Annotated in this window: 9 protein-coding genes, 2 tRNA genes and 3 rRNA genes; 12 read left to right on the top strand and 2 right to left on the bottom strand. The window is 42.6% G+C overall.

Annotation, left to right across the window (positions count from 1 at the left end):
* Positions 1-40: 40 nt before the first annotated feature.
* Positions 41-898 (bottom strand): GyrI-like domain-containing protein, encoded by an 858-nt coding sequence (locus NQ505_RS25010; RefSeq protein ID WP_004296845.1) that lies wholly within the window; start codon positions 896-898, stop codon positions 41-43.
* Positions 899-1,209: 311 nt separating this feature from the next.
* Here NQ505_RS25010 and NQ505_RS25005 point away from each other — a divergent pair, with 311 nt between their 5' ends.
* Entirely contained in the window at positions 1,210-1,434 is a 225-nt protein-coding gene (locus tag NQ505_RS25005; protein ID WP_004296847.1) for a winged helix-turn-helix domain-containing protein, read from the top strand.
* Positions 1,435-1,697: 263 nt separating this feature from the next.
* Here NQ505_RS25005 and NQ505_RS25000 read toward each other — a convergent pair whose 3' ends face one another.
* Entirely contained in the window at positions 1,698-2,804 is a 1,107-nt protein-coding gene (locus tag NQ505_RS25000) for an AAA family ATPase (protein WP_004306902.1), read from the bottom strand.
* 1,754 nt (positions 2,805-4,558) lie between these two features.
* Here NQ505_RS25000 and NQ505_RS24995 point away from each other — a divergent pair.
* The 11 genes from NQ505_RS24995 to leuB all read left to right on the top strand — a co-directional run bounded on the left by NQ505_RS24995 (position 4,559) and on the right by leuB (position 16,727).
* Positions 4,559-6,083: ribosomal RNA gene (locus NQ505_RS24995) — 16S ribosomal RNA — on the top strand.
* Positions 6,084-6,269: 186 nt separating this feature from the next.
* Positions 6,270-6,346 (top strand) — tRNA-Ile (locus tag NQ505_RS24990).
* Positions 6,347-6,404: 58 nt separating this feature from the next.
* Positions 6,405-6,481: transfer RNA gene (locus NQ505_RS24985), tRNA-Ala, on the top strand.
* A gap of 156 nt (positions 6,482-6,637) precedes the next feature.
* A 23S ribosomal RNA gene (locus NQ505_RS24980) occupies positions 6,638-9,517 on the top strand.
* Between the two features lie 77 nt (positions 9,518-9,594).
* A 5S ribosomal RNA gene (rrf, locus tag NQ505_RS24975) occupies positions 9,595-9,705 on the top strand.
* Together the 16S, 23S and 5S rRNA genes with 2 tRNA genes alongside form the textbook arrangement of a ribosomal RNA operon.
* Before the next feature lie 123 nt (positions 9,706-9,828).
* Positions 9,829-10,062 carry a hypothetical protein gene (locus NQ505_RS24970; protein WP_004307193.1) on the top strand — a complete coding sequence of 78 codons (234 nt, stop codon included), beginning with the start codon at positions 9,829-9,831 and terminating at the stop codon, positions 10,060-10,062.
* A 403-nt stretch (positions 10,063-10,465) separates the two neighbouring features.
* Positions 10,466-11,962: a 2-isopropylmalate synthase gene (locus NQ505_RS24965; RefSeq protein WP_004301125.1), complete on the top strand. Its 1,497-nt coding sequence runs from the start codon at positions 10,466-10,468 to the stop codon at positions 11,960-11,962.
* Positions 11,963-12,043: 81 nt separating this feature from the next.
* Positions 12,044-13,438 carry a 3-isopropylmalate dehydratase large subunit gene (gene leuC, locus NQ505_RS24960; RefSeq protein WP_004301124.1) on the top strand — a complete coding sequence of 465 codons (1,395 nt, stop codon included), beginning with the start codon at positions 12,044-12,046 and terminating at the stop codon, positions 13,436-13,438.
* 41 nt (positions 13,439-13,479) lie between these two features.
* Positions 13,480-14,076 carry a 3-isopropylmalate dehydratase small subunit gene (gene leuD, locus NQ505_RS24955; protein ID WP_004307192.1) on the top strand — a complete coding sequence of 199 codons (597 nt, stop codon included), beginning with the start codon at positions 13,480-13,482 and terminating at the stop codon, positions 14,074-14,076.
* Complete coding sequence (locus tag NQ505_RS24950) at positions 14,058-15,605, top strand: alpha-isopropylmalate synthase regulatory domain-containing protein (protein WP_004301119.1); 1,548 nt, start codon at positions 14,058-14,060, stop codon at positions 15,603-15,605. The genes leuD and NQ505_RS24950 overlap by 19 nt, the downstream gene beginning before the upstream one ends.
* 60 nt (positions 15,606-15,665) lie before the next feature.
* Positions 15,666-16,727 (top strand): 3-isopropylmalate dehydrogenase, encoded by a 1,062-nt coding sequence (gene leuB / locus NQ505_RS24945; protein ID WP_008651986.1) that lies wholly within the window; start codon positions 15,666-15,668, stop codon positions 16,725-16,727.
* Positions 16,728-16,808 lie beyond the last annotated feature (81 nt).

Below are 16,808 nucleotides of genomic sequence, written 5' to 3'. Positions count from 1 at the left end.
TGTCTGGAGTGACTGCTGTTCCTTCGTCCCCTTATCCGGATTATTCTACCGGAATATAGATCTCCGTCAACAACTCTTCGGGGGGAGTGTCACATGGATTGTTCAGATAGCGTTCAGCACTGGCTTCATCACGTATCGTACATTCCATTTCGGGTAGATACTTTCCGTAAATCGTATCGTATACAGCTTGCAGATTGTCATACGGCCCTTTATAAAGGAAAATAGCATAACGTCCGGCTGGGATAACCTTGAATCCCACATCACTTTTTGGGGCAACCTTTACAGGCATTACCATGCATACGTCTGTACGCAGTTTCTCGGCTGGCGTCACTTTCGGATCATCGTGGTAGATGCAAAGCGGGCTGAAATCTCCCATCGGCAGTTTTTGTTCTTTGATGAATTGGAATAAACGGCCCCAAGTGCCACCGTAATCATTCAGTTTGTAGTCGCCTGTAAGGCGGATATAAATCACATTCCGTTCGGAGACATTTCTGATCTCTTTTTTTAGTTCCAGGTCTGGCCTGATAATCGCTGGTTTCATAATTACAAAGTTTTTATTGTTTCTATATTCTAAAGGTGAAATGCCATAAAATTGCTTGAACACTTTCGATAATGAAGAAGGGGATGCGTACCCAATCCGGTAGGCGATGTCAGCAATCGGAATATCCGAGTAGCGGAGTAGGCGTGCGGCAGCTTCTGTCCGCGTCCGGACAATAAACGTACCAATCGGTTCACCGAGAAAAGCTTTCATGATCCGGTGAAAGTAAAAAGGAGAAAAGTTTGAAATTCTGGCCAGAGATTTTAAATCAATATCTTCTCCTAAATGTTGGATGATGTATTCCACTACAACATTTACGCACTTTTGATATTCCTCTTTCGTTGTTTTTTTCTGTTGCATAACTAATTTTGGTATTTCACTTCGCAAAGGTATTGGTAAAAAAGCGAAATGACTTGTCCGATATTGCGGAAATGTCAACTTTCTATTTTCTTTCTATGGTTGCCCTATACCTGTTTTGAGAATTTATTTTGATATATAATGTACCTTACAGTGGTGTTATGGTGTGAACCATGACCAAATTTTTAACCGCTAATTGCGAAATTGATTTTCTTGTTTTAAATAATGTCAAAAACTAAAATAAAAAAGCCGGTTTTGTTATAAACTATTATTAAAATGATTATATTGTAACCGAATTATTAATAAAAATAGCCATGGATAAAACAATTGTAGGGAACAATGCCGGAAAGGTCTGGTATGCCCTGAAAGAAATTGGTGAAATTTCAATACCTGAATTGGCGAGAAGATTAAACCTAAGCGTAGAAAGTACAGCATTGGCCGCCGGTTGGTTGGCACGAGAGAACAAAATTTGTATCCAACGGAAAAATGGATTAATTGCTTTATCTGATGAAAGCGCTTTTCCCTTCAGCTTTGGATAATAGCAGGTTTTGTGAGTGAATATCTTTGAAGTTCCGTTAACTTATAAGTAAGAATATGTCCGTATAAGGTATCACAAGTTAAGTTTGAACTTAAGAAGTTTTATATTTAAAAGAGTTGCTCAATAATAGGGCAACTCTTTTAACGTATAATAAACGTATAAAAATGTCGAATCGTGTCCGGATGTAGATAAAATTTATATACTTGTATTTCACAATAATAATTGCCAGTTTTTTCTCTGGCAATTCTATTCCGGAGAATATCTTTAGAATCCTACCCGTTTTCTTCCCTGGGAGAAATCCATTCCTTCGTAATTATAGATTTCAGCCAGTGTCATGGGGTGTGTCTGTTCGGGAATATCCAGGCTTTCTTCCTTGATTAGTTGATTAACCTTATCAGTAGTCAGGTCTTTAAACTCGTACCGGGCAGCCAGACGTCCTTTTCTAAGCAATGCTTCGTCGATATCTTTTAATGGAGCATTAAAGGTGCAGATAAATTTGATACACAATTCATCGCTCAATAGCCCGTCACTAATATTCAGTATGTTGACTAAGCCGGCATTCATACGGTTGCCTCCGTTGCGGCTTGATAATAGTTCTTCGCAATCCTCTACGATGAAGATAGAATTTTTTTGTTGGCGGATGAAAGTGATAAAGCTCGGATCCGAAAGTTTATCTACCAGGTCTCCACTCATATAGATCATTCTCTTTTTTCCAAGATTGATAAGGTGGCGGATATAAGTCGTTTTTCCTGTACCCTGTTTTCCATGCAAAATGATTAATCCGCTTTTGTTGTCCTCCAGCAGAAAGTTTTCGATCTCGGCAGCTACGGGAACAAAATCATCGTTATAGTGACGATCAATCTGAATAGCAGGTTCATTAACTTGCGATTGTTTCAGGCTGAAGTAGTTATGAGAGTATGTTACTATAAATAGATTGTTAAGTTTCTCATTTTCCTTCTTGTGGTTTTCGCAAATCTGATTGATCTGATTGATTTCCTCCTTGTCGATATTGGAATAGACAATCTTTACGCAATTATCAAAATAGCCGATCATCAAATTCTTTTTGCAGATAACGATACAGTCGTATAACTCTTTTGTAGATGTATTATCTTCTTCTTCCTCCTCTTCTTCTTTTTCATTTTCAAAATGATTGCAGTACACATGCTCGAATATATCGAACGCGTCATCTTGCTGATAAAGTTCCTTGATTTCTTTCAGAAAATCCTGGTTTACTTTATATTTTACCATTTTCATGGAAGGGAATCGTTTGAATATCTGATAGAATAGACTACAAATGCTACTGTCGCTGAACCATCCTGTGGAGTAATCAAAAATATCTGTGAAATCTGCGAGTGTGTATTCTTTACTCATTTTTTCTTTTTATATAAATAGAATGGCAAAGGTACGAAATAAATCTATGATATGAACTGAACCGATTTATCATTTTCTCGAAAAAACATAGGTGTGGATAGTTTCCTGTATTTATATCAAAGCTCCTGCAAATGATTTTTCATTTTCATTTCTCATGTTCTCATAATACATGTGATAACAATTTGTAAATCAGTTATATAACACTATGAGAAATAAAAGAAGAAAGGGTATTTCTCATAGTATTACCAGCATTTTGTCCACAAAACAAAGTATTTCTCATAGCTTTTTAAGGCATTTCTCATAATCTTTCGTAGGGCAAAGAGGCTAAATTGTAATAGATTCAATGCTACATATTCAGTTATGTATTGATTAATAATATATTATAAAGCGTTTATGAAAGTGTATGGAGTAGATATTCTCATGTTTTCCTACCGGTATCTGAATCGTTCCACTAGAGTGGAAAGGTCTGTTCACTAGAGTGGATAGAACCGTTCACTCCAGTGCAACGATCTGTTCACTAGAGTGCAACGATACGAATAGTGGTAGGAAGAAATAACAATGATTAGGGAAAAACATAAAGGTATAAGGTGAATAATATACAGGAAAGCAGTAAATAGCAAGAAGTTGCTTAATAAAACCGAAGAAGGAAAGGGGTAATCGTAAATCCGGCAAAAGTCCGGAAAAACTACAGTTATACTGTATGAGAAATGAGTAAAATGTATAGACGGAGTATGAGAATAAGATGAGAAATGGTTTAAACCCTATGAGAAATGCTCTATTTTACGGACTAAATCACGGAACAGCTATGAGAAATGCCCTTTTGTGTTTTATTTCTCATAGTATTATCTGCTTGATTTACAAACAAATACCATGTCAATCATGAGAATATGAGAAATGAAAAAGAAAAATCATTTTCAGTAAAGTGAAGATTCTACGTATCATTCTCATACAAGTATTATATTAATGAATCAAACTAAGGAATGGAATCCACTATAAAACCACTATCTCTTATATCTATCTTTCTTCCCTCTTATTTTTATGAACTGATTCTTTAATTGCTCCCTAACGCAAACTGATCCCCGGACACCTACGCGCCCGCGTGTGATATAATAATGTGTATCCCTCTCGTCGTTTCCGCACACAATTCCCCCATACATAAAAAATATGTTCTACAACATCGTTATGCATCAGCACTTTAGCAAATGTATTCAAAAATAATTAGAAAAAATAGTTTGATATATTTGGAGTGTATACGAAAAGGGCGTACTTTTGCACCCGCTTTCCAAGAGAAGAAAGCCTTGAAAAATTGACTTAGTGAAAAAGTGGAATTATACTTAAAGAAAAGAACAAAAAACTTCCGAAAAAGTTTGGATTATAATAAATAAAGTTCTTATCTTTGCAGTCCGATTCGCAAAGAAAATAGGCAAGAGTTATTCTTTCATACATTCTTTCCCTTTCGCATAGAGAGCCAGAGAAATTGAGTAAAAAGAAAAACTAAAAAAAACTTCCGAAAAAGTTTGGTGGTTAAAAATAAAGCCCTTACCTTTGCACCCGCTTTTAAAACGAAAGCAACAAGTTCTTTGAAATATTGATAAACAATACAAGTAGTACAAGTAAAAAAATAGAACCGTCAATACTTGTCTTATTCAGTAGCGATATAGTTAAGACTAATAGGTATTTGAATAAGGTCAATAAATTTACGGCGTCCTGAACAGAGCAAAAAGTCATCTTAACGGATGATAAAAAATACTTTTACAATGAAGAGTTTGATCCTGGCTCAGGATGAACGCTAGCTACAGGCTTAACACATGCAAGTCGAGGGGCAGCATTTTTCTAGCAATAGAAGAGATGGCGACCGGCGCACGGGTGAGTAACACGTATCCAACCTACCGATAACTCCGGAATAGCCTTTCGAAAGAAAGATTAATACCGGATAGTATACGAATATCGCATGATATTTTTATTAAAGAATTTCGGTTATCGATGGGGATGCGTTCCATTAGTTTGTTGGCGGGGTAACGGCCCACCAAGACTACGATGGATAGGGGTTCTGAGAGGAAGGTCCCCCACATTGGAACTGAGACACGGTCCAAACTCCTACGGGAGGCAGCAGTGAGGAATATTGGTCAATGGGCGCAGGCCTGAACCAGCCAAGTAGCGTGAAGGATGAAGGCTCTATGGGTCGTAAACTTCTTTTATATGGGAATAAAGTTTTCCACGTGTGGAATTTTGTATGTACCATATGAATAAGGATCGGCTAACTCCGTGCCAGCAGCCGCGGTAATACGGAGGATCCGAGCGTTATCCGGATTTATTGGGTTTAAAGGGAGCGTAGGTGGATTGTTAAGTCAGTTGTGAAAGTTTGCGGCTCAACCGTAAAATTGCAGTTGAAACTGGCAGTCTTGAGTACAGTAGAGGTGGGCGGAATTCGTGGTGTAGCGGTGAAATGCTTAGATATCACGAAGAACTCCGATTGCGAAGGCAGCTCACTAGACTGTTACTGACACTGATGCTCGAAAGTGTGGGTATCAAACAGGATTAGATACCCTGGTAGTCCACACAGTAAACGATGAATACTCGCTGTTTGCGATATACAGTAAGCGGCCAAGCGAAAGCATTAAGTATTCCACCTGGGGAGTACGCCGGCAACGGTGAAACTCAAAGGAATTGACGGGGGCCCGCACAAGCGGAGGAACATGTGGTTTAATTCGATGATACGCGAGGAACCTTACCCGGGCTTAAATTGCAAATGAATATGTAGGAAACTATATAGCCGCAAGGCATTTGTGAAGGTGCTGCATGGTTGTCGTCAGCTCGTGCCGTGAGGTGTCGGCTTAAGTGCCATAACGAGCGCAACCCTTATCTTTAGTTACTAACAGGTTATGCTGAGGACTCTAGAGAGACTGCCGTCGTAAGATGTGAGGAAGGTGGGGATGACGTCAAATCAGCACGGCCCTTACGTCCGGGGCTACACACGTGTTACAATGGGGGGTACAGAAGGCAGCTACACGGCGACGTGATGCTAATCCCAAAAACCTCTCTCAGTTCGGATCGAAGTCTGCAACCCGACTTCGTGAAGCTGGATTCGCTAGTAATCGCGCATCAGCCATGGCGCGGTGAATACGTTCCCGGGCCTTGTACACACCGCCCGTCAAGCCATGAAAGCCGGGGGTACCTGAAGTACGTAACCGCAAGGAGCGTCCTAGGGTAAAACTGGTAATTGGGGCTAAGTCGTAACAAGGTAGCCGTACCGGAAGGTGCGGCTGGAACACCTCCTTTCTGGAGCGATGTCGTAACTGTCACCTAAACGTGACAGCCACTTAAAGACTTTAAAGGTTCTGTTTTTTGTACTACTGGTACTTGTTTATTTATAACATATAGATCAACCATCTATAGAAGTATAGATAGAGATAAACAAGAGAAAAAAGAAGCCGAGTCTAACATACAGGTAGACAAGGTTGAACTAGTCCTATAGCTCAGTTGGTTAGAGCGCTACACTGATAATGTAGAGGTCGGCAGTTCAACTCTGCCTGGGACTACCAAGCTCAAGAACGAAGGAATGACGCGTCAGCGGAATGCAGCAATTCTTGATAACCTCTTGGGGGATTAGCTCAGCTGGCTAGAGCATCTGCCTTGCACGCAGAGGGTCAACGGTTCGAATCCGTTATTCTCCACCATCTCTGAAAAGAGAAACGATCTTTGACATGATGTACAAAAAGTAAAATTTTAGTAAGAGCTAAAAGTATATATCAAACCGTACGTGTTCGAGTATGCAATATTGATAGAAGGAAGCAATTCCCATACCAATACCAGTATAAGAATAAAACGTTTGAAAGAAAGTAAGCAAGGGCGCATGGCGGATGCCTTGGCTCTCGGAGGCGATGAAGGACGTGATAAGCTGCGATAAGCTTCGGGAAGGTGCAAATAACCTTTGATCCGAAGATTTCCGAATGGGACAACCCGTCATTCTGAAGGAATGACATCTTGCATAGCAAGAGGCTAACACAGGGAACTGAAACATCTTAGTACCTGTAGGAAAAGAAAATAATAATGATTCCCCTAGTAGTGGCGAGCGAACGGGGATTAGCCCAAACCAATGTTGTTACGGCAATATTGGGGTTGTAGGACCACGATATCGCAAGAACTTTAGTGAGAAGAACCCTTTGGAAAATGGGACCATAGACGGTGATAGTCCGGTATTCGAAGCTAAACGAAGCGTAGTGGTATCCTGAGTAGCGCGGGACACGAGGAATCTTGCGTGAATCTGCCGGGACCATCCGGTAAGGCTAAATACTCCCGAGAGACCGATAGCGAACCAGTACTGTGAAGGAAAGGTGAAAAGCACTTCGAATAGAAGAGTGAAATAGTCCCTGAAACCGTGCGCCTACAAGCGGTCGGAGCAACTTCGGTTGTGACGGCGTGCCTTTTGCATAATGAACCTACGAGTTACTTTTTCCGGCAAGGTTAAGTGTCTTAAGACATGAAGCCGAAGCGAAAGCGAGTCTGAACAGGGCGATTAGTCGGAAGGAGTAGACGCGAAACCAAGTGATCTACCCTTGGTCAGGTTGAAGGTTAGGTAACACTAACTGGAGGACCGAACCGATAAGCGTTGAAAAGCTTCCGGATGAACTGAGGGTGGGGGTGAAAGGCTAATCAAACTTGGAGATAGCTCGTACTCCCCGAAATGCATTTAGGTGCAGCCTTGGGAATTACTACTGTGAGGTAGAGCGACTGATAAGATGCGAGGGCTTCACCGCCTATCAAGTCTTGATAAACTCCGAATGCGCAGTAGTTCGATCCCAGGAGTGAGGGCATGGGTGCTAAGGTCCATGTCCTAAAGGAGAAGAATCCAGACCATCAGCTAAGGTCCCCAAATAATTGCTAAGTTGAACTAACGAAGTCAGATTGCTAAGACAGCTAGGATGTTGGCTTGGAAGCAGCCATTCATTTAAAGAGTGCGTAACAGCTCACTAGTCGAGGAGTTTGGCGTGGATAATAATCGGGCATCAAGCAATTTACCGAAGCTATGGGATCCGTAAGGATCGGTAGGGGAGCATTCCACTCTGCGTCGAAGGTGAAGCGTGAGCTTTGCTGGAGCGTGTGGAAAAGCAAATGTAGGTATAAGTAACGATAAAGGGGGTGAGAAACCCCCTCGCCGAAAGACTAAGGTTTCCTGATCAACGCTAATCGGATCAGGGTTAGTCGGGTCCTAAGGCTCAGCCGAACGGTGAGGCCGATGGCAGAACAGGTTAATATTCCTGTACTACCTTAAAGAGTGACGTGGAGACGGAGGAGTGACAGCGCCGCGGACTGACGGAATAGTCCGTTGAAGGGTGTAGATGTTGATTATCCCAGGCAAATCCAGGATAAGAGTCGAACCTGATAGTATACCAAATTCCTCGGAATAAGGTAATAGTGCGTGTAAACATACTCCCAAGAAAATCCGCTAAACTTAATCTTTAAGGTACCCGTACCGTAAACGGACACACGTAGTCGGGTTGAATATACTAAGGCGCTTGAGTGATTCACGGTTAAGGAACTAGGCAAATTGACCCTGTAACTTCGGGATAAAGGGTCCCAACGAGAGTTGGGCGCAGAGAATAGGTCCAGGCAACTGTTTAACAAAAACACAGGGCTGTGCCAAATTGAAAGATTACGTATACAGCCTGACACCTGCCCGGTGCTGGAAGGTTAAGAGGAGATGTCATCGCAAGAGAAGCATTGAATTGAAGCCCCAGTAAACGGCGGCCGTAACTATAACGGTCCTAAGGTAGCGAAATTCCTTGTCGGGTAAGTTCCGACCTGCACGAATGGTGTAATGATCTGGACACTGTCTCAACCGTGAGCTCAGTGAAATTGTAGTATCGGTGAAGATGCCGATTACCCGCGATGGGACGAAAAGACCCCGTGAACCTTTACTATAGCTTAACATTGAATTTGGGTAATTGATGTGTAGGATAGGCCGGAGACTTTGAAGCAGGTACGCCAGTATTTGTGGAGTCGCTGTTGAAATACGGCCCTTTGATTATTTGAGTTCTAACTCGTAGAAACGAGGACACTGTTTGGTGGGTAGTTTGACTGGGGTGGTCGCCTCCAAAAGTGTAACGGAGGCTTCTAAAGGTGCCCTCAGGACGATTGGTAACCGTCCGTAGAGTGTAATGGCATAAGGGCGCTTGACTGGGAGACAGACAAGTCGATCAGGTAGGAAACTAGAGCATAGTGATCCGGTGTTTCCGTATGGAAGGGACATCGCTCAAAGGATAAAAGGTACTCCGGGGATAACAGGCTGATCCCTCCCAAGAGCTCATATCGACGGAGGGGTTTGGCACCTCGATGTCGGCTCGTCACATCCTGGGGCTGGAGAAGGTCCCAAGGGTTGGGCTGTTCGCCCATTAAAGTGGCACGCGAGCTGGGTTCAGAACGTCGTGAGACAGTTCGGTCTCTATCTATCGTGGGCGTATGAAATTTGCGTGGCTCTGACACTAGTACGAGAGGACCGTGTTGGACTGACCGCTGGTTTACCAGTTGTGCCGCCAGGTGCATTGCTGGGTATCTAAGTCGGGATTGGATAAGTGCTGAAAGCATCTAAGTACGAAGCCAGCCACAAGATTAGATTTCTTAGGGTCGTCAAAGACGATGACGTTGATAGGATGCAGGTGTAAAGGTGGTAACATCAAAGCCGAGCATTACTAATTGCCCGTTCACTTTCTTTCGAACATGTACCGGTTGGGTATATACGTTTAGCTTGCTAGATACTGAATTTTTACTTTTCATCATGTCATAACCTTATTCAGGTGGTTATAGCACGAGGGTTCCACCTCTTCCCATTCCGAACAGAGAAGTTAAGCCTCGTCACGCCGATGGTACTGCGTAACAGTGGGAGAGTAGGTAGCCGCCGTTTTTAAGAAGCCCCTTGATTCAAAATGAATCAAGGGGCTTTCTGTCATTTGGTACTTTGCGAAAAAAGTGCTATATTTGCGACCGACAATTATTTTATTAAACGTTTAAAGCAAATTTAAAAGGTATGAAAACTAAATTATTTTTGGCTGCTGTAGCAGTAACATTTTCTTTTGCAATGATGTCTTGTACTGGTAACAAAACTACTAACGCTGCTTCTGAAGGTGAAGAGACAACTGTAGAAACAGTGGAAGCTGTTGTTGAAACTGATTCTTGCTGCCAGGCTAAGGACTCTTGTGCTACTGCTTGCGACAAAAAAGCTGATTGCGCAGAAAAGAAAGAATGTTGCGATAAGAAGTAATCTATTGATTTAGAACAATAAAGAAGGAGAGGGAGAGAATGGTTCAAACATTCTACTCCCTCTTTCTGTTTTAATAAACATATCGCTTTATTCGTGATACATTTTTGCTAATAATCGGCTTTAACTTATGAAATGATATTTTTTTCGATAAAAAAGTAACGTATTATTTGGTGGTAAAGAAATAATCCATACCTTTGCACCGTCAAACTAATAAAAGAGACAAGAAATGAATCAGATGTTTATACATATTCTACTATGCGGTATTATTATTCTACTATCAAAGGTTAGTGGAAGTGAGTGCTGCGCGTAAATGTGTATAAATGAAAATATACGAAAGCCTTTCTCACTTCCAAGTGTGAAAGGCTTTTTTTAATGCTAATAATTATATAATATACATAAGAATATGGACAATAGGTTATTTATTTTTGATACCACTCTTAGAGATGGTGAACAGGTTCCGGGATGCCAGTTGAATACAGTAGAAAAGATTCAGGTAGCAAAGGCATTGGAAGCGTTGGGAGTAGACGTGATTGAAGCCGGATTCCCCATTTCGAGCCCGGGGGATTTTAATTCAGTAATTGAGATTTCAAAAGCGGTGACTTGGCCTACTATCTGTGCTTTGACCCGCGCAGTTCAAAAAGATATTGATGTAGCCGTAGATGCACTGAAATTTGCTAAACATAAACGTATTCACACCGGTATCGGTACTTCTGATTCGCACATTAAATATAAATTCAATTCGAATCGTGAAGAGATTATTGAACGTGCAGTAGCTGCTGTGAAATATGCCCGCCGTTTTGTAGACGATGTGGAATTTTATGCAGAAGACGCAGGCCGTACGGATAACGAATATCTGGCACGTGTGGTAGAAGCTGTTATCAAAGCGGGAGCTACCGTAGTGAATATCCCTGATACAACAGGTTACTGCTTGCCTTCAGAATATGGCGCCAAGATAAAATACCTGGTTGACCATGTAGACGGCATTGATAATGCCATACTTTCTACTCACTGTCATAATGACTTGGGTATGGCTACTGCCAATACGATAGCCGGTGTTTTGAACGGTGCGCGTCAGGTGGAAGTTACCATCAACGGTATTGGCGAACGTGCAGGAAATACTGCTCTCGAAGAAATCGCCATGATTATTAAGAGCCATCACGAAATAGATATTCAAACCAATATCAATACGCAGAAGATTTATCCGACCAGCCGTATGGTATCCAGCCTGATGAATATGCCGGTACAACCCAATAAAGCAATCGTTGGACGTAACGCTTTCGCACACTCTTCAGGTATCCATCAGGATGGCGTATTGAAAAATGTACAGACGTATGAGATTATCGATCCGCATGATGTGGGTATTGATGATAACTCTATCGTATTGACTGCCCGCAGCGGACGTGCTGCATTGAAAAATCGTCTTTCTATATTGGGAGTGAATCTGGATCAGGAAAAACTGGATAAGGTATATGATGAGTTCCTGAAGTTGGCTGATAAGAAGAAAGATATTAATGATGATGATATTTTAGTATTGGCAGGTGCAGACCGTAGCCAGAACCATCGTATCAAACTGGATTACTTGCAGGTGACGAGTGGTGTCGGTGTTCGTTCGGTAGCTAGTTTGGGATTGAATATTGCCGGTGAGAAGTTTGAAGCTTGTGCCAGTGGTAATGGTCCGGTAGATGCTGCCATCAAAGCATTGAAAAAGATTGTAGAACGCCACATGACTCTGAAAGAGTTTACTATTCAGGCTATCAGTAAGGGAAGTGATGATGTAGGTAAAGTGCACATGCAGGTAGAATACGATAACCAGATTTATTATGGTTTTGGTGCCAATACAGATATTATTGCTGCTTCGGTAGAAGCCTACATCGACTGTATTAACAAATTCAAATCGTAAAAAAGAGATTGACAGTCGGTTTGGTATTACAGAGATTGATTGAAAGAGTAAATAGTAATTAGTAAAATAGTAAATAAACAGATGAATACATTATTTGATAAGATATGGGATGCCCACGTGGTGACTACTGTGGAAGATGGCCCTACACAGCTTTATATTGATCGGTTATATTGTCACGAAGTGACTAGTCCGCAGGCTTTTGCGGGATTGCGTGAACGTGGAATCGGAGTATTGCGTCCCGAAAAGGTATTTTGTATGCCCGACCATAATACACCGACACACGATCAGGATAAGGAGATTGAAGATCCGATTTCTAAAACGCAGGTGGACACGCTGACGCAGAATGCGAAGGATTTTGGTCTGACACACTACGGCATGATGCATCCGAAGAATGGTATTATTCATGTGGTAGGTCCCGAACGTGGTTTGACCTTGCCAGGAATGACGATTGTTTGCGGTGACTCTCACACTTCTACTCACGGTGCAATGGGAGCGATTGCTTTCGGTATCGGAACGAGCGAGGTGGAAATGGTGCTGGCTTCACAATGTATTCTCCAGTCGAGACCGAAAACAATGCGTATCACTGTAGACGGTGAACTGGGTAAAGGGGTGACTGCAAAGGATGTGGCTCTGTATATGATGTCTAAGATGACTACCAGTGGTGCTACGGGTTACTTCGTGGAATATGCAGGTTCGGCTATCCGCAATCTGACAATGGAGGGACGTCTTACCCTTTGCAACCTTTCTATTGAAATGGGTGCGCGTGGTGGTATGGTTGCTCCAGATGAAGTGACTTTTGAATATATCAAAGGACGTGAAAGTGCTCCGCAAGGCGAAGCATGGGACAAGGCTTTGGCTTATTGGAAGACATTGAAGAGTGATGATGATGCCGTGTTTGATAAAGAAGTCCGTTTCGAAGCGGCTGATATTGAACCGATGATTACCTACGGAACGAATCCGGGTATGGGTATGGGAATCACACAGCATATTCCTACTATGGAAGGAATGAGTGAAGCTGCACAGGTTTCGTTCAAGAAATCAATGGAGTATATGGGATTCCAACCGGGTGAATCTTTGTTGGGTAAGAAGATTGATTATGTATTCCTTGGTGCTTGTACAAACGGTCGTATTGAAGATTTCCGTGCATTTGCTTCCATCGTGAAAGGTCGTAAGAAAGCGGAGAATGTAATTGCATGGCTGGTTCCGGGTTCATGGATGGTAGACGCACAGATCCGTAAGGAAGGAATCGACAAGATATTGACGGAAGCCGGATTTGCTATCCGTCAGCCGGGATGTTCTGCTTGTCTGGCAATGAACGATGATAAGATTCCTGCCGGAAAGTATTCGGTATCTACCAGCAACCGTAATTTCGAAGGACGTCAGGGCCCCGGTGCACGCACTTTGCTGGCTAGTCCGCTGGTAGCTGCCGCTGCTGCGGTGACAGGTGTGATTACCGATCCGAGAGAGCTGATGTAATTTAACCGTAATTCGTAAATCATTAAATTGTAAATAAGACGATGGCTAAGACAAAATTTAATATAATAACAAGTACTTGTGTACCTCTTCCTTTAGAAAACGTAGATACTGACCAGATCATTCCGGCACGTTTCCTGAAAGCAACCACTCGTGAAGAAAAATTCTTTGGTGATAATCTTTTTCGTGACTGGCGTTATAATGCTGACGGTTCCCTGAACAAGGATTTTGTGTTGAACAATCCTACTTATAGCGGACAGATATTGGTGGCAGGAAAAAACTTCGGTTCGGGTTCCAGCCGTGAACACGCTGCCTGGGCTATTGCAGGATATGGTTTCCGCGTGGTGGTATCCAGTTTCTTTGCCGATATTCATAAGAATAATGAGTTGAATAACTTTGTGCTGCCGGTGGTTGTTACCGAGGAGTTTCTGCAGGAGTTGTTTGATTCGATAGAAGCGGACCCGAAGATGGAAGTGGAAGTGAACCTTCCCGAACAGACCATCACCAACAAGGCGACAGGTAAAAGTGAACATTTCGAAATCAATGCTTACAAGAAACTTTGTTTGATGAACGGATTGGACGATATCGATTTCTTGTTGAGCAATAAAGATAAAATAGAAGAATGGGAAAAGAAGGCGTGAAAATAGAAATCATGGACACAACGCTCCGTGATGGTGAACAAACCAGCGGAGTATCTTTCGTGCCTCATGAGAAACTAATGATCGCCCGTTTACTGTTAGAAGATTTAAAGGTAGACCGGGTGGAGGTTGCTTCGGCGCGTGTGTCGGACGGTGAGTTTGAAGCCGTGAAGATGATTTGCGACTGGGCGGCCCGTCGTAGTCTGCTCCATAAAGTGGAAGTGCTCGGCTTTGTCGACGGGCATACTTCTGTCGATTGGATTCAGCGTACCGGCTGCCGTGTGATAAATCTTCTTTGTAAAGGTTCACTGAAGCATTGTACGCAACAACTGAAAAAAACACCGGAAGAACATCTGGCGGATATCATAAGTGTGGTGCATTATGCCGACGAACAGGATATAACCGTCAATGTTTATCTGGAAGATTGGAGCAACGGTATCAAAGATTCCCCCGAATATGTATTTCAGTTGATGGATGGATTGAAAGAGACGAGTGTCAAGCGTTTTATGTTGCCTGATACGTTGGGTATCTTGAATCCTTTGCAAGTGATAGAGTATATGCGGAAGATGAAGAAACGTTATCCGAATACTCATCTCGATTTCCATGCGCACAATGATTATGATTTGGCTGTGAGTAATGTCCTTGCCGCGGTATTAAGCGGTGTCAAAGGATTGCATACAACCATCAACGGATTGGGTGAACGGGCAGGAAATGCTCCTCTCGCAAGTGTGCAGGCTATCCTGAAAGACCATTTCAATGCGGTGACAAATATCGACGAAAGCCGTTTGAATGATGTCAGCCGGGTAGTGGAGTCTTATTCGGGAATTGTGATACCTGCCAATAAACCGATTGTAGGTGAGAATGTCTTTACGCAAGTGGCCGGAGTGCATGCCGACGGGGATAATAAGAATAATCTCTACTGCAATGATTTGCTTCCCGAACGTTTTGGCCGCAAGCGCGAATATGCATTGGGTAAGACAAGCGGTAAAGCAAATATCCGTAAGAACCTCGAAGATCTCGGATTGGAGCTGGACGAAGATGCTATGCGCAAGGTAACGGAACGCATCATCGAGTTGGGCGACAAGAAAGAACTGGTTACACAGGAAGATTTGCCGTACATTGTTTCGGATGTGTTGAAACATGGAGCAGTGGGTGAGAAGGTTAAACTGAAGAGCTATTTTGTGAATCTGGCTCATGGGTTGAAACCGATGGCAACGTTGAAGATAGAAATCAACGGAAAAGAGTACGAAGAGAGTTCAGGCGGCGATGGTCAGTATGATGCTTTTGTTCGTGCGCTGCGTAAAATATATAAGGTGACATTAGGACGTAAATTCCCGATGTTGACCAATTATGCGGTAACCATCCCTCCCGGTGGACGTACAGATGCATTTGTGCAGACAGTTATCACGTGGAGTTATGATGAGCAGGTGTTCCGTACCCGCGGACTCGATGCCGACCAGACAGAGGCTGCCATCAAGGCTACTATGAAGATGTTGAACCTCATCGAAGATGAATACGAGAAGAGCAAGTGAGAAACAACTTGCCCGAAGAATGTTTTTTATAAGAATATATAAATAGAAGAATAAACGATTATGGATTTTAAAATTGCTGTATTAGCAGGCGACGGCATCGGACCGGAGATCTCTGTGCAAGGTGTAGATGTGATGAGTGCCGTTTGCGAGAAGTTTGGTCACAAAGTAAGTTACGAATATGCAATCTGTGGAGCTGATGCGATTGATAAAGTAGGCGATCCGTTTCCGGAAGCAACTTATCAGGTTTGTAAAGAGGCGGATGCTGTTTTGTTCTCTGCCGTAGGTGATCCGAAATTTGACAATGATCCTACTGCCAAGGTACGTCCGGAACAAGGCTTGCTGGCTATGCGTAAGAAACTGGGTCTTTTCGCTAATATCCGTCCGGTACAGACATTCAAATGCCTGATCCACAAATCTCCGTTGCGTGCGGAGTTGGTAGAGAATGCCGATTTTATCTGTATCCGTGAGCTGACCGGAGGTATGTATTTCGGTGAAAAGTATCAGGATAATGATAAGGCGTATGATACAAACTATTATACTCGTCCGGAAATCGAACGTATTTTGAAGGTGGCTTTCGAATATGCGATGAAGCGCAGAAAACATCTGACTGTGGTAGATAAGGCAAATGTGTTGGCTTCTTCCCGTCTGTGGCGTCAGATTGCACAGGAAATGGCTCCGAACTATCCGGAAGTGACAACTGATTATATGTTTGTGGATAATGCTGCAATGAAGATGATTCAGGAACCTGCTTTCTTCGATGTGATGGTAACGGAAAATACCTTCGGTGATATTCTGACTGACGAGGGTTCTGTAATCAGTGGTTCTATGGGCTTGCTTCCTTCTGCTTCTACAGGTGAAAGTACTCCGGTATTTGAACCTATTCACGGTTCATGGCCGCAGGCTAAGGGATTGAATATTGCTAATCCGTTGGCACAGATTCTTTCTGTAGCTATGTTGTTCGAGTATTTCGACCTTAAAGAAGAGGGTGCATTGATTCGTAAAGCCGTAGATGCTTCTTTGGATGAGAATGTACGTACGCCGGAAATCCAGGTGGCTGACGGTGCTAAGTACGGAACAAAAGAAGTAGGACAGTGGATTGTTGATTATATCAAGAAAGCTTGATAAACCCGGATAAAAAAGTAAAAGCCTGGCATCGGATAACGGTGTCAGGCTTTTACTTTTTAGTTCGAAATATGTTGTGTT

The organism is Bacteroides sp. D2, assembly GCF_025147085.1.
Lineage (GTDB): Bacteria > Bacteroidota > Bacteroidia > Bacteroidales > Bacteroidaceae > Bacteroides.
This window is presented reverse-complemented; position numbering and strand designations above follow the sequence as displayed.